Annotated in this window: 19 protein-coding genes; 7 read left to right on the forward strand and 12 right to left on the reverse strand. The window is 43.5% G+C overall.

Annotated elements, in window-relative coordinates:
* The first annotated feature begins 6 nt into the window (after nt 1–6).
* Nucleotides 7–2,169, forward strand: coding sequence for a glutamate ligase domain-containing protein (locus FFM77_RS03650; RefSeq protein ID WP_137634392.1), 2,163 nt, complete (start codon nt 7–9; stop codon nt 2,167–2,169).
* A 61-nt stretch (nt 2,170–2,230) separates the two neighbouring features.
* On the opposite strand, the gene FFM77_RS03655 is transcribed toward FFM77_RS03650, so the two are convergent.
* From FFM77_RS03655 to FFM77_RS03675, 5 genes are all read right to left on the reverse strand, one after another.
* On the reverse strand, nt 2,231–2,494 hold the full coding sequence (locus tag FFM77_RS03655) for a hypothetical protein (protein ID WP_137634393.1): 264 nt from the start codon (nt 2,492–2,494) through the stop codon (nt 2,231–2,233).
* Between the two features lie 53 nt (nt 2,495–2,547).
* On the reverse strand, nt 2,548–3,333 hold the full coding sequence (locus tag FFM77_RS03660) for a Cof-type HAD-IIB family hydrolase (RefSeq protein WP_137634394.1): 786 nt from the start codon (nt 3,331–3,333) through the stop codon (nt 2,548–2,550).
* Between the two features lie 151 nt (nt 3,334–3,484).
* The gene (locus FFM77_RS03665; RefSeq protein WP_171001552.1) at nt 3,485–4,852 is read right to left on the reverse strand and encodes a HAMP domain-containing sensor histidine kinase; all 1,368 of its coding nucleotides are present in this window, start codon (nt 4,850–4,852) and stop codon (nt 3,485–3,487) included.
* On the reverse strand, nt 4,845–5,537 hold the full coding sequence (locus tag FFM77_RS03670; RefSeq protein WP_137634396.1) for a response regulator transcription factor: 693 nt from the start codon (nt 5,535–5,537) through the stop codon (nt 4,845–4,847). Before FFM77_RS03670 ends, FFM77_RS03665 begins: the two co-directional genes overlap by 8 nt.
* A gap of 636 nt (nt 5,538–6,173) precedes the next feature.
* Entirely contained in the window at nt 6,174–8,723 is a 2,550-nt protein-coding gene (locus tag FFM77_RS03675; protein WP_223876773.1) for a YfhO family protein, read from the reverse strand.
* 453 nt (nt 8,724–9,176) lie between these two features.
* On the opposite strand from FFM77_RS03675, the gene FFM77_RS03680 reads away from it, so the two are divergent.
* Nucleotides 9,177–10,169, forward strand: a complete 993-nt coding sequence (locus FFM77_RS03680; protein ID WP_137634398.1) for a glycosyltransferase family 2 protein — start codon at nt 9,177–9,179, stop codon at nt 10,167–10,169.
* Between the two features lie 5 nt (nt 10,170–10,174).
* Nucleotides 10,175–12,196, forward strand: a complete 2,022-nt coding sequence (locus FFM77_RS03685) for a hypothetical protein (protein WP_171001553.1) — start codon at nt 10,175–10,177, stop codon at nt 12,194–12,196.
* A gap of 112 nt (nt 12,197–12,308) precedes the next feature.
* Here the strand turns inward: FFM77_RS03685 and FFM77_RS03690 are convergent, their stop codons facing one another.
* On the reverse strand, nt 12,309–12,584 hold the full coding sequence (locus FFM77_RS03690; protein ID WP_137634400.1) for a hypothetical protein: 276 nt from the start codon (nt 12,582–12,584) through the stop codon (nt 12,309–12,311).
* A gap of 214 nt (nt 12,585–12,798) precedes the next feature.
* Between FFM77_RS03690 and FFM77_RS03695 the strand changes: the two genes are divergently transcribed.
* Nucleotides 12,799–13,374, forward strand: coding sequence for a TetR/AcrR family transcriptional regulator (locus FFM77_RS03695; protein ID WP_137634401.1), 576 nt, complete (start codon nt 12,799–12,801; stop codon nt 13,372–13,374).
* Between the two features lie 443 nt (nt 13,375–13,817).
* Here the strand turns inward: FFM77_RS03695 and FFM77_RS03700 are convergent, their stop codons facing one another.
* Together FFM77_RS03700 and FFM77_RS03705 are read right to left on the reverse strand one after the other, a co-directional pair.
* On the reverse strand, nt 13,818–14,387 hold the full coding sequence (locus FFM77_RS03700) for a hypothetical protein (RefSeq protein ID WP_223876777.1): 570 nt from the start codon (nt 14,385–14,387) through the stop codon (nt 13,818–13,820).
* Nucleotides 14,388–14,547: 160 nt separating this feature from the next.
* Nucleotides 14,548–14,952 (reverse strand): aggregation-promoting factor C-terminal-like domain-containing protein, encoded by a 405-nt coding sequence (locus tag FFM77_RS03705; protein WP_137634403.1) that lies wholly within the window; start codon nt 14,950–14,952, stop codon nt 14,548–14,550.
* Between the two features lie 297 nt (nt 14,953–15,249).
* On the opposite strand from FFM77_RS03705, the gene FFM77_RS03710 reads away from it, so the two are divergent.
* The 3 genes from FFM77_RS03710 (at nt 15,250) to FFM77_RS03720 (ending at nt 17,899) form a co-directional block, all read left to right on the forward strand.
* Nucleotides 15,250–15,711 (forward strand): PTS glucose transporter subunit IIA, encoded by a 462-nt coding sequence (locus tag FFM77_RS03710; protein ID WP_137634404.1) that lies wholly within the window; start codon nt 15,250–15,252, stop codon nt 15,709–15,711.
* Between the two features lie 344 nt (nt 15,712–16,055).
* The gene (locus tag FFM77_RS03715; RefSeq protein WP_137634405.1) at nt 16,056–17,345 is read left to right on the forward strand and encodes an NEAT domain-containing protein; all 1,290 of its coding nucleotides are present in this window, start codon (nt 16,056–16,058) and stop codon (nt 17,343–17,345) included.
* Nucleotides 17,342–17,899, forward strand: coding sequence for an NEAT domain-containing protein (locus FFM77_RS03720; protein WP_137634406.1), 558 nt, complete (start codon nt 17,342–17,344; stop codon nt 17,897–17,899). Before FFM77_RS03715 ends, FFM77_RS03720 begins: the two co-directional genes overlap by 4 nt.
* Nucleotides 17,900–18,210: 311 nt before the next feature.
* On the opposite strand, the gene FFM77_RS03725 is transcribed toward FFM77_RS03720, so the two are convergent.
* The 4 genes from FFM77_RS03725 to FFM77_RS03740 all read right to left on the reverse strand — a co-directional run bounded on the left by FFM77_RS03725 (nt 18,211) and on the right by FFM77_RS03740 (nt 21,010).
* Nucleotides 18,211–18,879: a chloramphenicol acetyltransferase gene (locus FFM77_RS03725; RefSeq protein WP_137634407.1), complete on the reverse strand. Its 669-nt coding sequence runs from the start codon at nt 18,877–18,879 to the stop codon at nt 18,211–18,213.
* On the reverse strand, nt 18,872–19,252 hold the full coding sequence (locus FFM77_RS03730) for a GIY-YIG nuclease family protein (protein WP_137634408.1): 381 nt from the start codon (nt 19,250–19,252) through the stop codon (nt 18,872–18,874). The genes FFM77_RS03725 and FFM77_RS03730 overlap by 8 nt, the downstream gene beginning before the upstream one ends.
* Nucleotide 19,253: 1 nt before the next feature.
* Nucleotides 19,254–19,976 (reverse strand): DUF2087 domain-containing protein, encoded by a 723-nt coding sequence (locus tag FFM77_RS03735; protein ID WP_137634409.1) that lies wholly within the window; start codon nt 19,974–19,976, stop codon nt 19,254–19,256.
* A 518-nt stretch (nt 19,977–20,494) separates the two neighbouring features.
* Nucleotides 20,495–21,010: a VanZ family protein gene (locus FFM77_RS03740; RefSeq protein WP_137634410.1), complete on the reverse strand. Its 516-nt coding sequence runs from the start codon at nt 21,008–21,010 to the stop codon at nt 20,495–20,497.
* Nucleotides 21,011–21,166 lie beyond the last annotated feature (156 nt).

Here is a 21,166-nt window from a genome sequence, read left to right on the forward strand (position 1 = left end):
ATTAACTTGGTAACATTCAATGGTGACTATTTTAGTATGCAAGAGATTGCAGAGATTATCGGTGGTGAGTGGGTTATCCCGCCAGTAGACGCAAGTTTGCCGATTAAACACTATGCCGTTTATCAAGGTGAACTTTCAACAAGTGATCAAGCCAACCTGTTTTTTGCAATGGATGGTCCAACTTGGGTCAAAGGGACTGGCAATGCGGGTATGTATGCTGTCAATCCACCTGATTCTCATAAATTCGTTCATAAGTTTGCCAATCAGTTGCGGATGATTGTCGTGCAACGGCTGATTAAAGACGTTAATGTCCCGCAATTGAAAGTCACTAACTCCTATGAAGCGATGAAGCAGATTTTTGCTTTGATTAATGCGGCGCAACCAAGTCATAATATCGGGATTACAGGCACAGTTGGCAAAAGTACGATGAAGACCTTGTTGACGGGCCTGCTAAAACTAGTCGCGCCAACGCATAGTACCCCGACAAATCATAATTCACGAACTTCAGCACGGATTACGGTGATGAATAGTGTTGGGACAACCTATAACGTGCTTGAAATTGCTTTAGGCGCTTTCTGGTATGGTAAAAAGCCGAACAAAGTCGGTATTATGCAAGATTTAACCTTGGACTTAGGTATTATCACACAGGTTGGGATTGGTCAGCGTGGTTATGACGAGCATGCGATGGCGGAATTCAAAACACGACTTGCTTATGGTTTAAAACCTGATCGGCCGTTATTAGTGAATGGTGATATTAAAAACTTAGCTGAAGTCAAAAAATTGGCGCAGCGTTATACGTCGCAGATTATGACGTATGGGACGCAGGCTGACTGTGATTATATTGGTCAAGTCACCGATGGGTATTTACAAGTCAGCCATAATCGACAGTTACTGGCAACGATTGATGTTCGCCACTTTGACGCGGGTTTGATCAGTAATGCGATTGGCGCCATCAGTGCGATGACCTTATTGCAAGGCAGATTTGATGTTGCGTGGCAGGAACCATTACAACAACTTTGCCAACTTGCCAATCCGCGGAAAGTGCATACTTTTATGGTCAATGGCCATCAAGTAACGGTATTGGATGATACTCATAATGCAGAAGTTTTATCGATGCAAAACTTTATTGATTTTGCACAGGCTTATCAGGTAACTTCCAATACTCAAAAAGTTTTTGTCATGGGTCGGGTTATTAATTTAGGTGATAAGACACGAGCGGTACATTTACAGTTAATTGAAAAGTTAATGCAAAGTCACTTCGATCGACTCTATACGTTCGGGCCAGAAATTGGTTCAGTCGCCGCTGCTTTTAAGACTGCTAACTTTGGTGGGCACTTCGACCAGCTTGAGTCGTTATCACGAACCTTGATTCAAGCTATTCAGACTGATACCGTGATCTTTATTAAAGGTTCTGGGAGAAATTCTAGTATTACAAGATTAGCGCCAACCTTAGTCAGAAAGGCATTGTATTACAGCAGTGGCGCTGGTGACTTTGCGATGACGCGAGTGGCACCAAGTTCAGGTGCCTATACGCAAAACGGGGTTGGTCGATTATTGGTGATTCTGGCTTGTTTAGAACAGTTGAGTCAGGGTAAGTTGCATTTAACGGATCGAGTGACGATTACCCAGGATTTAGCCCGGGATCACAGTCAACATAAGGTTGATTTGACGATTGGGGATCAGTACACTTTATTAGCATTGCTAAATTTAGCTATTGTTGCGCCAGCACCAGATGTTATCGTGAATTTAGCCGAATTCGTTTACGGCGATCAGCAGACTGCCAAAACCAATTTGGCTAATCGTGCCCAAGCATTAGGCTTGTCGGCTCACGCATTTGTTAATGTGACCGGTCGACCAATGCGCCAACCGCAACAGACTTATTTAAGTGATTTAGAAAAGATTGGGGCGGCATTTACTGAAATTTCAGATGACTATTTTGAGTTGTTGAGCCTGCAGCGGGCGCAGTTAGCCCCAACTGGTCCAATTTATCAAAAACAATCGCAACTACTAAAGACGGGGCAGGTCTTTGGATCATTGTTCTTTGGGGTTGCTGAGACTAATGGGCTACTCTTTTTATACGATGGTCATCAGAAACAAGCACTAGGCTTTTTGAATGCGGCAACAATTGCCGATGTTGACCAACAAGTTAGTGCCGTTGTTAAAGCCTGATAGCTTTACGATTATTAAGGATAAAAAAGCTCACCGATTAAATTCGATGAGCTTTTTTGATTTAAGCCTTAAGATCTGTATTAACTGTCGTCGATTCAGTCGGGTTAAACGTCCAACCGCCTTGCCGATCTTGTTCATAGACCATTTCAATGACGGCACCGGTCCGCATGTTGGTGAAGATGAATTTAATTTCGCCGGCATTCCGGGTGGCATAGCGGACGGTCATGCCATTGGTATCATCTTTACGAATCACATCGACCGCAGCACCTAACTTTTCACCAGTCTCATAAAAGCTTTCCATTTCAAATCCATGATTTGCAGTCATTTTTCCATCTCCCTTTATGTCCTATCAGCTTTATTATCGCAAATATGGTTGGATTAAATCAACTTAAAATGTTGTAGGGCAGTCACAATACCATGATCGTCATAACGGCGAGTGACATAGTTGGCTTGTTGTTGCACCGCTAGATCCGCATTGCCCATCGCAATCCCGACGTCAGCGGACTGCAGCATCGAAACATCATTATAACCGTCACCAAAGGTATAAACAGGAACGGCAGCTAAGTCGGCCTGGGTCTGTAACGTTGCAATGCCGCTAGCCTTGGTCGTCCCGTTAGCGACCACATCAATACAAATATCAGAATTACGGTAGAACGTTATCGTTGGAAACTTTGCTTGTAGCGTCGCTTCCAATTGTTGACCGGCCGGGGTCTCATCGATAAAGGTTAAGGCTTTCGTAATCGCACGCTGCTGAAAATAAGTGGCATTAACGGTTGGTAACGGCCGGTGAATTCGTTGATAGTTTAACCGTACCAAGTCATCAATCTGACTGATGGCCATACCGTCATGATTTGAGACTGCAAAGCTAATGGCATTTTCAGTGGTCCAAGCAGCTAGATCACGTAACACGCTGGCCGCTAAGCTATCTTCGAATAACTGGTCACCAGCCAAGTAAACGTCGGCACCATTTGCACTGACGATGGCCTCAAATTGACCAGTAACAATAATGTCCGCAATTTCCAAGCGGTCTCGGCCGGTAGCAATCACGGGTAAACAGTCATTGGCGCGCAAGGCTTGTAACGCTTGTTGATTTTCGGTGGAGATTTGTTTGTCGTCATTTACTAAAGTTGCATCAAGATCGAAGGCGACGATTGCTTTAGTCATAGTTAGTTCCCCCAATAATTAAAGGTTCTCTTCTAATATCAGCTTGAATGCAGTCACCGTCAAGTCTTTTTTGTGATCGCTTACATAAACTTGTTAAAGTCAAAAGCACCAGCATTACGGATTTAATCCATATGCTGGTGCTTTTGGAGGCTTATTTAGTTGCCAAGGTTAATGTAAAGACGGCGCCGTGTGGCTGGTGATCACTAATGGCAATCTGGGCGTGATTCAAATCAACGAGCCGACTAACAATAGCTAAGCCTAAGCCGGTTCCAGGAATTTGTTGCGACCGGGCTTGGTCAACACGATAGAAACGCTCGAAGACTTTGGCTTTGTGGTCATCATCGATCCCAGTACCAAGGTCGGCAATGGCTAAGGTTGGCTGACCATTTATGCGACTAGTGGTTAAGGTAATGGGCTGATCAGCAGGTGAATATTTATTGGCATTGTTCAAGAGCGCGACTAAAATTTGTTGCAAGCTATCTAGATTGATCATGGCCATTAAAGGTTCGGTCGCTAAGTCTAATTGTAATGGCTGACTAATCTCAGCTTGATAATTTTCAACAGTTTGTTGAACGACCTGATTCACATCTAACTGTTGCCGTTCGATGTCGACATGGTCCATCCGTGAGAGTCGCAGCAGGCTTTCAACTAGCGTCTGCATGCGAGCCGATTCTTCGTCGATAAATTTTAACGATTTCGGAATGATTTCCGGATGTTGTTCACCACGACGATTGATTAGGCTAATATGGCCGCGAATCGCCGTTAACGGTGTCCGTAACTCGTGGGACGCATCCGAGACAAATTGATGATCACGTAAGACCTGGTCATTCAGTGATTTTAAGAGCTGATTGATTTCGGTACCTAAATCATGAATTTCATCGGGGTTATCCGGTACGGGCAAGGCTTCATGATACGAAATATTGGCACTATGATTGATCTGCTTAGCAGCGGTCGTCAAGCTGGCTAACGGTTTATTCAAGCGGCGCGCTAGCCAGGCGATGATGAAGTAGCCTAACAAGCTACAAAGAATCAAGACTAGGACTAACACTTCTAGAATCAGCTTAAAGATATGTGAAACGTCTTGAAAGCTGGTCCAAGTTTCATAGTAAATGTGGTCTGATTTCATGGAAGCGCGGTAAAGGAATCCGTATTTTGGTAAGTACCAGACAGATCTCAAGATTGGCATTTGGTAAGCATCAGCTTTAAGAAATTTAACGGTTCCTTTGGAATAAAAGGTATGTGCTTTGCGTTTCGGAATATTCGTCTGCACTTTAACAAAAGTATTTTTCGTATTGATTGGACTGTTGATACTCCACCGGTTCCAGTCAGGTTCATCATCAATAATGGAACGATCGAGACTTTTTGTCAGTGCCCGAGCTTCGTCGACCCGATTACGGGTTAAGCGGTAGCCGACGACTAGTGAAATACTAGTGCCAGTGATCAGGACGATCAGAAGCATCATCCAAGTAAATGAACGGGTGATTTGGGCCACGTTCGATTTACCGCGTAGATTAAACATGGGCATCATCTCGCAAACAATAACCAACGCCACGGACCGTATGAATGAGCTTACGATCAGCTTCAGTGTCAACTTTATGTCGTAAGTAACGTACATAGACATCGACAATATTAGGTTGCCCATCAAAATCAATGCCCCAGACTTCATCGAGAAGTTCATCTCGGGACAAGGTCTCGCCGGCGTGTTGCATGAGTGTTAATAATAAGTCGTATTCACGCTGGGTCAATTGGATTAAGTGATGGTTACGATGCACTTGGCGGGCCTTAGTATCTAGCTCCAAATCAGCGAATTGATAAACGGCCTGGGTATGCTTAGTCTGATCCGCATGGCGTAAGATTACCCGGATACGAGCTAAGAGTTCTTCGGTATCAAAAGGCTTGGTAATGTAGTCATCAGCGCCACCGTCGAGACCCGCCACTTTATCACCAACGTAATCGCGGGCGGTCATCATGATTACCGGCAGGGTATCGTGCTTACGGATGCGACGGAGAACCTCTAAGCCATCCATTTTCGGTAACATCCAATCCAGAATCACGAGGTCTAAGCTGTCTTTTTGTTCCGTGTAAATGTCATAAGCTTGCTGACCATCTAAGGCGGTCACGACCTCATAATCTTCAAAGGTTAATTCTTGTTGTAAGAAGTCAATGACGCTGGCTTCATCATCGACCAATAGTATTTTTGCCATGCAGACACCACTTTCTAATTTCTCTACGCTTGGTGCTAGTTGGTTTAAATTGCCACTCTGGTTGGTCCAGAATCGGCTGGAACGTGGTGGCCACGTTTGTGAGCCGAAGAGCGGTCTCACAAGCCGGGCTTTGACTAACCCGGAAAAATCCGGCTAAGTCAAACGACACCACTGAGCCAATTCTGGCCCGCCCGCCGTTAGTTAGTCGATATTTATAAAATGTTCAATCAACAAATTTAGCCGAGAGGTTGGTTCCTAAAATGTTCAGCCGTGTCGTTGGCCTTTGTACGAGTGGTTTGATCGTGCTTAGACTAACGACAGCTTTGAAGACCGGGCTTCAAAATGGTCCATGGCGTTCCAGCGTTTTAGGGCCCAACCGGCAGGCGATAATTTCAACTAGCATCAAGCGTAATTTCTCTTAATTTCAGTATAACGATAATTCGTGCCTTGAACCAATCATTTTGATAATAAAATGATTGATTTATGCTTGGGGCTAGTTGGTTTAAATTGCCACTCTGTTCGGTCTAAAATTGGCTGGAACGTGTTGTCCGCATTTGAAAATCTTGAGTGTTGGCTTTTACCACTAATTTTATAAAACAATGAAAAGCCAGGCCAACTATCAGCCTGGTTTAAGGGTTAAACAAGGTGTTGTTTCTGGCAGTACCAACCATAGGCAAGGTAAGTGATTAAGCTTAGTAACGAAAGGGTTGCCCCAAGCTTTAAGCCAGATACCTGATAATGCAGGCTAATGGTTTGTTTGCCATTACCAATATGAACTAAAGTCAGACCGTTCAGTGCCTTTTTAGTCGTGGTAGGTTGGCCATTCACGGTTGCCGTCCATGCCGGATCATAAGGAATTGCGGTATACAACCAGTTTTGCTTGTTGGGGTTATGCATCGTTCCTGTAACGGTCGTATTAAACCCAGTGGCACGATAAGTAGGGACCCAAGCACTTGTTTTTAACTGTTGGCTAACTTGTTGGAACTGAGTTAAATTCAAGCTAGCAAGCACCACTTTAGGCGTTAAACTTTGGTGTTTTGTCTTGAAGGTCAGTTTAACGGTCTGACCTTTGTTGAAGTTGCCTAAATCTAGTAACATCTGATGTTCATTGGCATCAACGTTCGGCGCAATCAACTGGCCATTGACGCGGAAAGTCGTGTATTTGGTCGTGCCACTAATATCATCGTAATACAGTGGTCCGGTCGCCTTAACCTTGATGGTTGTGGTATGCAAGTTATGGTACATCAGTGCTTGGCGATCAATGGTGACCTGGTCGCTAGCGATCGTGGCGGTTACAAAATAAGGTGTTGAACTTGGTCGTAAGCTTTGTAAGCTATTTTCTTGGTTGGCCAAGGCGTGGGTTTTCAGCAATTGAATCTTACTGAAACCATGATTGACAGCAAAGCCCATCCCTAAGTAACTCAGATTAGGGGTTGTCTGAGCTTGTCCATCTCGTTGTAGCATGATGTCATTTTTAATGCCTAATAACATGCTACTGACGGGGGTTAACCCTTGTGAACTAATGCGCCGCGCATTCTTGCCAAACAGACCTAATGATTTCAGCGTCTGCCAAGTCGTCTGATTCAAGGTCGAACTGTAATAGTTAATACCATGGAAGTTGAATAACAACGGGTCATTATAGTTATTATATTTTTCCTGATAAGCTTTATTGATCAGCGTATTTGAATTATCGACTCGATAAAGTTGGCCATCGGGATCGTTGACGGCTGACATCTGTTTATCTTCCGTTTTATAGGCTTTTTGATAAATGGTCTGATTCCCAAATTGGGTGGTCCGCATACTTAGCAGACTATTGGCACCCAGTTCACTCATCATTAGACCGGTAAGTAACACCGTCCGAATCGTGCGTTGGGTGGCGAATAACACTAAGCTGGTTAACAGCACATAGCCGAAGCTAAGTAATAACGCGTTGCGAGATACCGGTGTTTTAGCCGCGCGATTGGCCAACCAACCGATTACCAATAGCCCAGCTAGCAGTGTCGGTAAACCCCATTGCCACTTACGTGCGATTTTTTGTGGCCGGGCCTGCCAAGTAGCGAAAGCTAAGCTAATCAAGACGAAGCTGAAGAAGAAGGCGTCTCGGAAAGGAAAGCCTTCTGGTTGTTGAAACATGTGCCATACAGTATCTAATAAACGGATGCCCATACTGAGCAACAGTGCGATGACTAAACTTCCAGCATGCCATTTGTGGGTCCGGCTAATATCAGGATGAACGAAGTAAGCTAAGGTCAATAAGACTACCGCCGTTGTACTGAATAAGGTAGGGGCGTGAACCAACCGATCAGCGTAAGTATTCGCCCCAACGCCTAATTGGCTTAAAATATCGAAGCCGTACTGTGGGACTGGTAAGAAGTTCGTCATTGAATTGGCGCTTTTAGCGGTTTGCAACATGCCAAATGCCGTTGGAATCAATAGGAATAAGGTCGTGACTATGCTTAAGGCACCAGTTAAGATTGCTTTACCAACGAGGGTCCGGCGTTGTTTAAAGTCAGCGCTAAAAGCTTGACCAGGTGTTTTAGTCTCAAACCACATATAAATGAAGTAATAAACGACGAATAAACAAGTCATATAACCAAGATAAAAATCAGTAATAATGCTGAGCCAGAGCCACCAGAAGAAACGGGCACTACGTCCAGTCGCAAGCAGATAATCTAAGCCGTCCAATACTAAAGGTAGCCAGATTAAAGCATCTAACCACATCAAGTTAAAGTAATTCAACGCGACAAAGCCACATAAGCTAAAGGCGACACCAAAAATAGCGGCTGACCAGCGTTGTGAGTGGTAGTGGCGTTGTAAATAGATTGTCATCGTTATGGCAATTGCGGTGACTTTTACCATTAGAAGCACTGTGATTCCAGTTGGTAAGTTAGCCGCTGGAAACAACAGGATAATCAAGTTAAATGGACTCATTAAGTAGTAGGCCAAGGTTGGGACCACGCTACCACCTAGGGATTGTGAGAAGGAATAGAGCTGAAAATTTTGATGGAGTAAAGCGTAGCGATAGGCGGTGAAAAAGGAGAGATATTGTGTGCCCATGTCACTGATTAATAAATTATGGTTGCCAAATGGGGTGATTTGTTGGTGCCACAAGACGGTACTAATCACTAATAAGGCTAAGCTACCGGCGATTAATGGGCCGTGCCAAGTTGTTTTAATGTGTTGCATGAGCTGGACCCCCAGTCAGATTAATGAACGGTGCGGCGGTTTAATTTTGTCAATGCCCAGGTGTTTTTATAAGTTGTTTTTTAATTACCATAAGTGACGGTCAAGAATAATTCAATTAATGACACAGCTTTGTTAAGCCAACTTTTTTGAGGCTGAATTAACGCCGGCTTACTGTTGTTAATTGGGCTGCATGCGTATAATAATGACAATCTTAATTAATATTGGGGTATTAATTAGCTTGTATCGAGAGTTGAACAACAAGTTTGATTATAAGTAATCGTCAAGTTCGGGACCAATTAGAAAAACTAAACCGTTTCTGAAAATTTCTCAGATTAAGCCTTAATTAAGGATTTTGGTTAATGGCGAGTGTCTTATGGATTTTTAGACTTATCAGTCGGTCATGATTGATGAGCTGAGTGTGGGTTAAGTATCAGAATATGAGGGGGCGTTAACATGGCAGCACCACGATTAACGATTATTGTTCCGTGTTATAACGAAGCGGCGGTTTTACCTAAGTCGTCGCAGGTTTTAGGCACAATCCTAACGAAAATGATTCAAAGTAAGCAGGTTAATCCCCGCAGTCAGATTTTATTCGTGGATGATGGGAGTAGTGATCAGACCTGGACGTTGATTCGGCAATTAGAGCAGGATAATTTAATCTTTAGTGGTTTAAAATTCAGTCGCAACTTTGGTCATCAGAATGCGTTAATGGCTGGCATGCAAGTGGCTGGCAAGTTTGCCGATGCGGTGATTACGATTGATGCGGACTTGCAAGATGACCCGCAACTGATTCCGAAGATGGTTACCCAGTTTAGCGACGGTAACGATATCGTCTTGGGGGTGCGTAATGATCGGAGTAGCGATTCGACGTTCAAACGGTGGACAGCCGAGACGTTTTACAAATTAATGCGACAGATTGGGGTGCAATTAGTCCCAGACCATGCCGATTTTCGCTTATTGAGTCACCGGGCTGTGCAGGCATTGATGCAATATTCAGAGACTAATTTATTCTTGCGAGGTATTATTCCACAATTAGGCTTGCCAACGAGTAAGCTCTTTTATCGCCGCAAACCACGCTTTGCTGGGGAATCAAAATATCCATTTAAGAAGATGCTAGCGTTTGCGCTAGATGGCATCACGTCGTTTTCAATTGCGCCGATTCAAGCGATTATGGTGTTGGGGATTGGGGTGATCTTGATTAGTTTAGGAATGTTAATATATACGGCAATTCGATTCTTTACTGGCAATGTCATTAATGGCTGGACCTCATTAATGATGAGTTTGTGGTTCTTAGGTGGCATTCAGTTGATTGGAATTAGTGTCATTGGGACGTATATCGGGAAGATTTTCGCCGAGGTTAAACACCGTCCGCGCTATATTATTGAGATCGATGACTATTCTGCCGCCCAGCAGCCGCAGTTAGTGGCTAAGTCATCACGCGGTTAGACCGGATGTCACGGGTTGCGAAAGCCGTGAATTGGTTAGCGGCCAGTATCTTGTGCTGGGCAGGACTGTTCGCCGCGCTACAACCAATTCACTTTTTTGCCGATCAAGACTGGGTCCAACCAGCGGTAATGGTCTTGCTAGTGCTGGCATTGTTAGTTATTTTAAACGGGTTACGGCGGTGGGTGACACGTTGGTCAGCGATAACGTATCGGCGCGTCTTAATTGGGGTGATACTTTTAATTGGGGTGACCCAATTAATTGTCGCGTGGCAATTTGTTGATGTGGGCCGTGCCGATGCTTACTTTGTACGCAACCAAGCCATTGTCCTAGCACAAGGTCGTCATCACTGGAATGACTACTTTCTGGTGTATCCAAATAATGTCAACTTTACGTTATTAGAAGCGGCGTTAATTAAGCTCGGCTTGAGTTTGGGTCTTCAGACACCATGGGTAGCACTTAATATCAGTCGTTTTTTGTGGCTTGATACCGGCTTAGCGGCTGGTTTAGTTATTATCAAGCACTGGCAGCGATGGCAACCGGGGGCTTTGGCGTTAGCCGTGACTTGGTTGTTAAGTGTGCCCATCTATGCGTTTGGCCTATTTGCCTATACGGATGCACTAGTGATGCCACTAACGGTGGATGTTTTAGCGCTAGCGTATCTGGCTAAACAGACGTTTGGCTGGCGACAACTGGTGTTAGGTTGGCTTGGTTTAGGCTTAGTTGCGCTGGGCGTGGCTATGAAAGCCAACTTAATCGTGTTATGGCTGGCCTTGATACTGAGTCTGATGGTGGCCGTTTGGCAACAGCGCGTCACTTGGACTTGGTTAGTTCGCGCTGTGGTGGCACTTGGCCTTGGTGTCTTCGGCATGCAACCCTGGGCGCATCAAAGCGGCTATCAAAAACAAGCCGCGGATGCGTTGCCCACGACGAGTTGGCTGGCGATGAGTTTGAATCCTAAGCTGGCCGGACAATATAATGCTACTGACATGCAGCTGATTCGCCAACAACCATCAGCCGCTAAAAAGCAACAAGCCGCACAAAAGCTAATCAGGCAACGCTTAACTAAAATGGGTGTCTGGGGCAGCTTAACTCATTTATTCGCTAAGTTTCGTGTCTTTTGGGCAACTGGTGACTTTGATAGCTTCAAGTTAACGACGCAATGGTTACGAGCGCCGACTTGGTATTTGCAAGGACAACGGGCCTGGCAATTCTGGCTGGTCACTGGGACGCAGGTGGGGTTCCTAGCGTTACTATTAGGCAGTATTTGGACCTTAGTCACGCCGACCCATTACCGCTTTGGCATTAGCCTACTGGCATTAATGATCGTCGGCCTGACCCTATTTCATGTTGGTTTATGGGAAGTTGAAGCTCGCTATGCATTACCGTTATTACCAGGCTTGATGTTACTAGGGATTAACGGCTGGATGACGATACCAGTGTGGCAGCCCCAACGGCGAAAGCTAGTGAGTTGCTTAGCTGGATGGTTGACAATTTTCAGCTTTATCAGTATCTTGCAAACCAGTCAAAGTAGGTCTCAAACGAGTCAGATTGTGGCTCGCCAAGGGAATGGGGCTTATTTTACCGCCACCAGTCAAGCTTTGCAGCCTGGACAAACCAAAACGTTACTGATACCAACTAGTGGTGTCAGTAATCAGGTCCAATTGTTACCGGTGACTAAAAAAGGTCGGGTCTGCTTGACCATTAGTACTCGGCAAGGACTGGTGCGGCAAGTGACCGGTACACCGAACCAGTTGGCGCAGGTCACATATCCGCGAACAGCGCAACGCCAACTATATTTACAACTTAAGAATATCGGTCAATCCGCGGTGAGCTATAGTGCCGCAAATGCGAATTATCAGCAAACGACGGGTCAGCTTCTCAAACGACCACAGGCCAGTTGGCGGTACTATATTGTGAATACGCATGCGGCGGTTACATTAACCCGTACAAGTACGATTGGGTTAATGCTAGGAGCTGTTCTGGTAGCGGTGTTAGGCAGTGTGTGGTACCGACCACGCGCTGATTAATAAAAAAGTCCGTTTCAACATCAGCTGTGGGTGATGTTAAAACGGACTTTTGGCTTACTTGGAGATGATCGATTACGTTTGATGCTTGACTTAGTTTTTGTTGCTAGTTTAATTAAGCGGTTTTATGACTACTCCCATTAGCGCGCCGGTAGCCGAAGTAGAACTGGATGGCGGCTAATACGACGTTGACCCAATTCAGTACTTGGAACCAAGTGGCTAAACTGGCCACCGAGGTTGCGCCATAGAAGACCCAGAAGCCGATAATAACAGCAGCCACGTTAATCCAGGCAAATGTCTTTTGTAGTTGTTCATTATCCAGATCGAACCACATCCAAATGACGTTAACAACAAACCAAATTGCTAAAATCCAAAAAATCCATGTGAACATAATACTTACCTCATTTCTCACTTAGATTTGAAAGCGCTGACCCATCTCGCTTTCAACAAGACCATCATAAGGCCAAGTCACGGGGGCGTACACTAGCAAAATGTTGACAAACGTTGGCTTTCGGACAATTATCAGACAAAGTGTTCGAAAACCAACGTTTAATTTGAAAGTGACTGTGTTATGCTAGAATTAACAAGCAAAAGCGAGGCGTAATATGGTTAAAGATGTCCGGAAAATTAAGACGGAGCGCGATATTCAACAAGCATTATTGACGTTATTAACGCAAAAGACGGTGCGACAAATCACGGTCGCTGATATTTGTCAGACGTCGTTAACAAGTCGTTCGACCTTTTATGCACATTATATAGACAAGTATGATTTATTAGAAAACATGGTCGCGGTTCATACAACTATGTTTGCCCAACAAGTTCATGTCCGATTTATGCAGATGATTGATGGGCAGATTGATGAACTCGTCCAAGGCTTATTGGCGGATATGGCAGATAAACGGCCGGCGATTCAAATCTTATTTACGATTCACGAAGACCATGCTGATCTACAAGCCAACTTTCGGTCATTATTATTAAAAGAATGGCAACGGTTCATTGCGCCTTATGGTGACGCGATGCAAGTACCCGCGGACCTGATGGCAACGATGGGAACCAATGTGCAAATGACGGTACTCGAATGGACTTTGGCACATGGCGACGTGTCAAATGCGGCGGTCGCCGATGCGATTGATACGATTCGTAAAGCAGTGTTGCTACAGATTCAACCGGCAACAAATTAAAAATGATCTTTCAGAAAGATCATTTCCTGAAAGATCATTTTTATGGACGGCGCTCAAATCAGTAATGAGAGGCAAGCTAGAGGAACCAAAGTCGCAACTAAAAGGGCGATACTAACCAGTACATCATTCTTAGTTAATAGGTGGTGAAGCTTTTTTATTATAATCATCATAAACGCAACTTCTTTCTATAAATAACTATTGTGACCATTTGTTAAACAATCTACTCGTATTTGATGACCTAAGTATACGCAGTTGATGAATTGGTTGCCCCTTATGCCGAGTGAAGGTTATCTGAGAATTTGTCAGATTAATTTCAGGAAAGCTTACTTTTGACCTTAGATCGGTAAGACTGTGCATGCTAATGTTTTGAGTTGTCCCACAACCTGAACACACAAAAACCGACTTGCCACCTTAACGGCAAGTCGGTTTTTGTGTGGAATAACTTATTTAGTGTGATTAAGCGTGGTTAGATTCGTCGGCATTTGACGGACTTTTTTCATGGCGTGGTCATGATTAATCTGAGCAACGATTTCAGTTAGGTTAACTGTTTTCGTCTGATCATCCCGAAACGAGTGGACGACAAAACTGTGATAAGTCACGTTGCCTTGTGAGTCGAGCTTAAACCAGTTGGGCTCTAATTGTTTGGCTTCAGCTTTGATATGTTTATCCGGCCAGACGAGATACTTTGCCTGCGCATGATAAATTTCGACTTGCCAGCCACGGCTAAAATCAGAAACTTCTTGCCAACGCTGAATGTGCGTGTATTTAATGCCGTAGTAGATAATACTACTATAGCGTAAGTCTGGATGGCGCTTTAATTCAGTCATGGTTAATTTAGCAACTGGCTTAGGAGTAGTAACCTTTTTAGGTTGCTTGTTAGAACTAGCGGTGGCTGGGTGAGTGGTCGTTGGTGCTTTTTTTGATCCAGCGACTAATAGACCACCGCCAATTAAAACCCCTAATAATAGTAGGAAACCCACTATTTTTAAAATTCGTTTGGTCATTATCATCATCACTTTCAAGGGCTCTTATGCGTATCGCTATATCATAGCGCAGTTGTTAGTTCATTAGCAACTGCGTGGAGCAGGAGCCAAAAAAAGACGACCCGCCGCCCTAAAGGCAGCCGAGTCGTCTTATTGTTTTATATGTCAGATTTGTAAGTGCTGATTTGGTTTAATACCAGTGATGTGCTTGCCAGAATTTCTTTGCATGTGTCCATGAACCATAACGGCCGCTAACGTATTTGTTAGCCATCTTTTCTTGGTTGACGGCGGAGTAGTTACCATGTAAGTAAGCGCGTAATAATTGGTAACGGCCGTAACAGTTCCCGTTGCGTGCTGTGTAACTAAAGCTTGATTCACGGTAGGCAATCCAGTTTTTAGCGGCTTTTTGTTTCTTAGATAAGCCAGCATTGATTGCTTTAATTTGCTTCTTTTGTTTGGCAGACAACCGGGTGGCAGCTTGAGCTGTTGTGGTTGCCGTTTGTGGTAACACGTCGGAAGCAACATTGGTCGTTAAGCCAAAGCCCATTCCGAACAATAATAAGAGTGCTGCTAATTTTACTTTGATTTTTGACATATAGTTTAAAAACTCCCCGTTAATTAATCGCTACATACTAAGATACACGATTAATGTTGCAGTTGTATTACTAAGCAGTTACGCGTCTATCACAGTTAATTACAATTGATGGAAACGATTTAGGTGTTAAATGATTATTTGTCGTATCAGCGGGTACTTGTAAAACTTAATTCGGACTTTTACTTGACTTGAAACCCGTTCGATACTTTATAGTGAATTTGGATCAAAAAAAACGGTTTAAGTGTGAATCAGGTGGCCACCGATACGCTTAGCTTAAGTTAGTGGAGGTAAAGGATCATGATGAAGTTATTTCAACGTAAACACCAAATGCAGTTAGTCGCCCCAGTTAATGGCTTGTATGTTGATTTACGGCAAGCCGGGAGTCAAGGTGCCAGTGTTGGCTTTGCCGTGGAGCCGATGGTCGGTGAAGTGCAAGCCCCAATTGCCGGGACCGTGACACAAATTAGCAACCAGCGGTTAACCTTGATCGCTGATCACGATTGTGAAGTGACGGTGCAGTTAGGCCAGCCTGATGGTCACGCTGAAACTACCGCTTTTAATTGGTTGGTTGCGGTGGGAGACTCGGTGGTACCAACGACTCAGCTAGCTATGATGGACGTTGATGCCTTGCATGTGGCTAACCAATCGGCATTGGTGACTTGTCTTGTCACTAATCGGCAACCAAGTGACTTTGTCATTGAAAAGACGGGGATAGTTAGTCACGGTGACCTGATAGAAAACTTTAAAATCAAAAATTAGCAATCTATTATATAGGTAGAAACTAAAACAGTTTGGTTCACTAGCATGAATGGTGAACTAAGCTGTTTTAGTTTAAAAAGCCAGTGAACAATCTGGAAAAGACCGATATAATCTGTCTTTACATTAGTTATCAGGTTATAACTCACATTAAATGGTTAGCTGGTTGAACCAGGTTTAATGAATTGCAGTAGAATTAAGTCGTGGGCGAAATAATTTTGATTGCTAAGTTTAAGATGATTCCATTATTGAATGCAAATAAATATAATTTGGTTATAAAAGGCGGCTTAATTGTGGTAAACTTAATCTTGAATTTAACAATTATTCATTTTTAGGAGGAATTTGAAATGCAGTTAAAGTGGATCAAGGTTGGGCTTAGGGGTCTAATAGCACTTATCTTTGCGCTGGTAAATGTAAGCGCTATGCAAACGGTGCAAGCTAGTACGTTGAAGGATAGCACGTATAACGAGGTGCCGGTCCACGTGAGGAAAGATGAGAATGGTGCTCCCAGTGCAATACCTTCGACGGCTCAGTCTTCTTTTTCTCAAAGTGCAAAAGTAGTCGCGAATAACGGCACATATCAAGTAACTATTGCTACCAATGATCCAAACAAAATGATGCAAAGTGTGACCGTTAATGGACAAAATGCATTAACGGATAATAGTATTAGTTTCACACTTTCTGAACCAACAACTAATGTAAAGATTACATTCGATTTAGAGATAAATATGCCAGGAATGCCTAAACCTATAAAAAAGACGGAATCAGCATGGCTGGTTTTCGATTGGAGCAATGTACCGACTGTCACGGCACCGGCAGCTTCTGAAGTAAATGAGGGGACGTCATCAGTTGTAACAACGTCGACAAAGGACAATACTACACCGGCAAAGTCAGCTGATTCGACACCGGCTGCTTCATCAGCCCCATCATCAAGTAGTACTAGTGCCAAGACTAAGACTAATGATGCTAAGAAGACCAGCACTACACCAACGACCAAAGCTACTACAACTAAGGCTAAAACAACGCGTTCAGCTTTAGATACAACTGGTTGGACCTATGAAGTTTTACAAGCGGATAATAATCAGGTTTCCGCTGCTAATAAGTTTTATACCCATGCCGCTAAAATCACTAAGGTTGGGAATCACTATCAAGTTCAACTAACGGTTAAATACGCAAAGAACTCGGGGATGCAGGCGCGCGGATTTAAACCAATCACTACTGATGGTGAAGCCGCTCAGAATGTGATTTATGGGACGAGTGGTAAAGATTATGTGGTGACTTATACGTTTAACGTCAATAAGTTAAGCGATTTGAATCAGCTTATTAAAGGCACCGTACATGTCGCGGTGCCAACTGTTGGCATTAACCAAGACTTTACCGTACGATTTAAGTTCAGCCATCAAGGGACTGCGATTAATCATGCGGCGGACAGTGCCCAAGCTGTTCCAACTAGTAACAAGCCGACCAAAAATGGTTCAACTAATGGTGACGCGGCGGATACGGCTACTGGAAATCACCATGGCAACTTGCCACAAACCAGTGAACGGCGGGCCGTTTTGGCTAGTGTATTAGGACTCGTCACGCTATTGGCAGTGAGTGGCGTCGTTCTTTATCGGAAAAGTCGGGTGATAAAATGACTAATAAATGGCTAATGACCGCTGGTGTACTGGGATTGAGTCTCTTTGGCTTAACAACTGGTGCGCAAGCTAAGTCCGTTAATTATTCAGCATTAAAATATGGCACTAATCAGTCATCGATTGCCAGCAAATACTTTGTCAAACCAGCAAAAGTGGTTGTTAAACATAAGAAGTATGTGGTAACGATGCATTTGAAGACGGCCAAGTCGCTGGGTAAATATCCGGTGCAAGTTTTAAAGGTGAACGGCGCTAAACCGCAGCATGTTCGCAAAGTGCGGGATAAAAAGGGCAATTCGAATATTTACTATTCCTTTACCACTAAGAATTTGAAGAAAAAAGTAACGGCGAAATTATCGATTAACGTCTTGCACGTTTATAAAGCGACCCATGCGATGAGCTTCAAGTTCAAGGCATCACAGTTGCCTAAGTTGAAAGCCCACGTCATCACGAAGGCAGTGGTCACGTCTACCAAGGCGACTAAGGAAACTAGTCCAAAAAAAGGAATCGCACTGCGGCCAGTTCTTCAGCTAAGTCAGCCGCTAGCAGCAGTGTAACGAAAGTCAGTTCAAAAGCTAAACCGAGTGCTTCAGCTAGCTCTAAGGCGACTAGCCAAGCTCAATCATCAGCGACAATGCAAGCTGATGGTGATCAGGTTAACGCTAAGTCTAAAAAAAGCAATTCAGCTAAGCCTGCTAAGCATCAGACGCCAGCTACTAGTGAGTCACCAGACAAACCCGTTTTAATGGGTTCCGTTGCTGGACTCCTGGTTGTCGTAGGTGGCGCTAGCTGGATAGCACTACGGTCACATCGGTATTAAGCATACTAAAAAATCCGTTTAACTAATTAAATTAGCTAAACGGATTTTTTAGTGTGCTAGTAACATTTCAGGCTGATCGAAAAACGTTTGTAACTCATTAAAGAAGTGACTCACGTGAACCCCGTCAGCGGTCGCGTGATGAATCGTGATTGATAGCGGCATGGTTGTCTTCCCCTGGTTAGTGACAAATTGGCCAGCTTGAAAAATCGGGAAGAAGGTTTTTAATGGCGTCATTGGCAATGGCGTATAACTACTAAAGTTAACCCAAGGCAAGCTACCGATATTGACCAAATTAGCGGACTGTGGGGCTTTCGGCATTGGGCCGGGAACATTGCGATAAGCGTTTATATCAGCCAGGTAAGCTTGATTAAACGTCGCAAAGTCAGCGTCATAAGCGGTCCATAGATTAGCCATCGTCTCATCAGCATGTAAAATCGTATAGCTCGGATGTAGAACGTCAAAAGTCACCAATTGATCGTTAACATAACTCACTCGCATTTCCGGATGTTGTGTTAACAGGCGGCTGACTAGATAGAGATACGCCGGATTAAACTTAATAGTATGGGCTTTCGTCCAAGTCAAGGTCTTAGTGATGTCCAAGTTGACGGTCAAGCTAAACCCAGTAGGCATTAGTTTAGTAAAGTAATAAAAGTAATCGCGCCGTGGCCAAGTTGCTTGCTCGATAGGCGTAAACGTGGTGTTTAAGTTATTAGTCATGTGGCACATCCTCCCAATCTTTTGGTTGGCGATTGTAACCTCGATCATCGAATGGCTTAAGCTTAGCTAGCCATTTTAACTTCAGCGTTTTCAACGTTTGACGCATATTGGTGACATCGGCGGTTTCGGCTTGCCATAAAACGGTGTATTCAAAATCAGTTGGCGCTTGCGAATTCCAATCTAGTTGTAAGGGCGTGTCACGGTAGAAGTTCTTATCTAGGTTAAGTTGATAAAAATGCCAGCGATTATGCAGATTGGCCGCAGTATCAATAAAAATCTTTTGATTACGACGATTCTTAATCTGAATCACCCCATAGTAAGTTGGGGCCAATTTATAAGCTTCGCGTAGTTGTTTCTTATGTTCAGTATCCATATTAGTTCCTTTCAGTCGGTCGCCAGTAATTACGACCGTCAGCAGTTCGTTTCAAAAAGCCATAGTCGATCAAGTAGCGACGTACGGTCACATAGTCAAAGTAAATCGGCTGTAAGTAAGCATTTAAATCTGGTTCGGTTAAAGATTGTTCAGCTGGAATCTCAGTAATAATGCGTGTCAAAATAGTGATGATAACCTTTTGTTTTTTAGGCCAGCGTTTTAGCCGTAACGGTTCTTGTGAGAAATCAAAATAATGTTGCAACGTCTGAGCTGCTTCATCTTCGGTAATCAGCCAGCGATCATCTGGTTGACTAGGCTGCTCAGGAACATCGATAAGTTGATCAGGTGCGGTCTGTGAGTCAAAGACTTGATCATAGATGGCTAAGTAAAGTTTTGCTTGTTTTGCTTTTTCACGAAATGTAAATTTCTGATGCCGAATCGTCGCCGCCGCAACTTGTAATTGTTTTGCCAAGTCCTGGTCTTTAATATCGGTTGCAAAAGCTGTCAGTAAATCCTGCTGCTTAGTTGTTAGCGTATTGTAGCGACTAGTCAAATGAATGAGCTGATTCAAATTCCCACCGTGTACCAGTTGTAGGTGCTGTTCAATCTCAGTCACGGGTGTTTCAGTTAACCAGTTAGCAGGGCAGTAGTTACATTGGCGTTCATTAGCAACTGGATGCCAGCCGTTTATAAGGTCAGCTAAAGTTAGTTTAGCTAGGTCCATAGGTGTTCACCTCTCAATAGGTCTAAATATACATTTGTTTACTGAAACTGTCAACAAGATACTAAAACTAAATGTTTATTATAACAGTAAACGGGAATTGCTAGTGTATCAGTTTTTAAATAAATATACAAAAATATGTATTGAGCGAGTATAATATAGGTACGCCATGTTAATCCCTGGGGGGGTATAAGAGATGGTCAAAATGTGCCTAAATGTAACTTCAAAAGTTTGTAGTGAGCTGAGGAACAGTAATTAGTAAGAAAAGGTTGATCAATAGCCACAGATGTTCAACGCACGAAATTACTGACTTATTATCATCGAATGAGTCATGCAAAATTACCTTTGAAATCCAAAGTTACAATAGCATTGATATAAACAAAATAGTTGGTTCATTTTAATATATGATATATGTAATTTCTTACTTTAACTAATATATACAAAAAAAACAAAACCCAGCCACCAGCTTATTCTGTCCTTACCAAAAAAGCCACCCAAACTTAGGTGACTTTTTTGTACCCTTATGATGCCAATCGACGATTAACACGTTGACGGTGCCAAGCTGTTAAACGAAGATAGCCAGCAATGACTAGACCTCCAATCAAAATCCCCAACGCATTCGCTAAAATATCATTGATATCGCTACTACGATTAATTAAATAGTGATGGGCTAAAAAGTATTGCGTGATTTCAATACTACTACCAATCATTAAGCCCACAAAGCCAACCCCGAACAACGATAGTCGTGGCCACATCCGTTTTAGCAACAGACCCAATGGCAAGGTCAAAATAACATTTTCCCAAAACCCGAGATTGCTAAAACTAAAATTTGTTAGATTTACGCGACCAATCCCAATCGGCATCATATAGAGAGACGTTCCGGAAAACGAAATTGGGGTAAACAAAATTGTGGCCAAACCAGTAAAATAGGCCAGCTTCAATAGCGCTAACCAGCGATGGCGATGACCAACTATCAGGATCAGTAAGCCACTCAAACCCGCTATCAATAAGATGAATAATAAAGGTTTCCAGCGCATCGAACCACCTCCGTTAAATTCTAAGTTATCTTAGCCTACCTTAAATTTAGGGATAAAAGGGGGAATCGGTGGGGGCTTTACGCTTTCTTGGACGCTTTAATAAAAACATAAGTAATCTTACATTGAAAAAGCATCATTATGAGAACTTAATGGATA

Source organism: Lactiplantibacillus songbeiensis (genome assembly GCF_005405125.1).
Classification (GTDB): Bacteria; Bacillota; Bacilli; order Lactobacillales; family Lactobacillaceae; genus Lactiplantibacillus; species Lactiplantibacillus songbeiensis.

Excerpts from the sequence above, each read along its gene's own strand:
- FFM77_RS03655 (WP_137634393.1), bottom strand. The coding sequence starts at position 2,494 with ATGACTGCAAATCATGGATTTGAAATGGAAAGCTTTTATGAGACTGGT.
- FFM77_RS03660 (WP_137634394.1), bottom strand. The coding sequence starts at position 3,333 with ATGACTAAAGCAATCGTCGCCTTCGATCTTGATGCAACTTTAGTAAAT.
- FFM77_RS03665 (WP_171001552.1), bottom strand. The coding sequence starts at position 4,852 with ATGTTTAATCTACGCGGTAAATCGAACGTGGCCCAAATCACCCGTTCA.
- FFM77_RS03670 (WP_137634396.1), bottom strand. The coding sequence starts at position 5,537 with ATGGCAAAAATACTATTGGTCGATGATGAAGCCAGCGTCATTGACTTC.
- FFM77_RS03675 (WP_223876773.1), bottom strand. The coding sequence starts at position 8,723 with ATGCAACACATTAAAACAACTTGGCACGGCCCATTAATCGCCGGTAGC.
- FFM77_RS03680 (WP_137634398.1), top strand. The coding sequence starts at position 9,177 with ATGGCAGCACCACGATTAACGATTATTGTTCCGTGTTATAACGAAGCG.
- FFM77_RS03685 (WP_171001553.1), top strand. The coding sequence starts at position 10,175 with ATGTCACGGGTTGCGAAAGCCGTGAATTGGTTAGCGGCCAGTATCTTG.
- FFM77_RS03690 (WP_137634400.1), bottom strand. The coding sequence starts at position 12,584 with ATGTTCACATGGATTTTTTGGATTTTAGCAATTTGGTTTGTTGTTAAC.
- FFM77_RS03695 (WP_137634401.1), top strand. The coding sequence starts at position 12,799 with ATGGTTAAAGATGTCCGGAAAATTAAGACGGAGCGCGATATTCAACAA.
- FFM77_RS03700 (WP_223876777.1), bottom strand. The coding sequence starts at position 14,387 with ATGATGATAATGACCAAACGAATTTTAAAAATAGTGGGTTTCCTACTA.
- FFM77_RS03705 (WP_137634403.1), bottom strand. The coding sequence starts at position 14,952 with ATGTCAAAAATCAAAGTAAAATTAGCAGCACTCTTATTATTGTTCGGA.
- FFM77_RS03710 (WP_137634404.1), top strand. The coding sequence starts at position 15,250 with ATGATGAAGTTATTTCAACGTAAACACCAAATGCAGTTAGTCGCCCCA.
- FFM77_RS03715 (WP_137634405.1), top strand. The coding sequence starts at position 16,056 with ATGCAGTTAAAGTGGATCAAGGTTGGGCTTAGGGGTCTAATAGCACTT.
- FFM77_RS03720 (WP_137634406.1), top strand. The coding sequence starts at position 17,342 with ATGACTAATAAATGGCTAATGACCGCTGGTGTACTGGGATTGAGTCTC.
- FFM77_RS03725 (WP_137634407.1), bottom strand. The coding sequence starts at position 18,879 with ATGACTAATAACTTAAACACCACGTTTACGCCTATCGAGCAAGCAACT.
- FFM77_RS03730 (WP_137634408.1), bottom strand. The coding sequence starts at position 19,252 with ATGGATACTGAACATAAGAAACAACTACGCGAAGCTTATAAATTGGCC.
- FFM77_RS03735 (WP_137634409.1), bottom strand. The coding sequence starts at position 19,976 with ATGGACCTAGCTAAACTAACTTTAGCTGACCTTATAAACGGCTGGCAT.
- FFM77_RS03740 (WP_137634410.1), bottom strand. The coding sequence starts at position 21,010 with ATGCGCTGGAAACCTTTATTATTCATCTTATTGATAGCGGGTTTGAGT.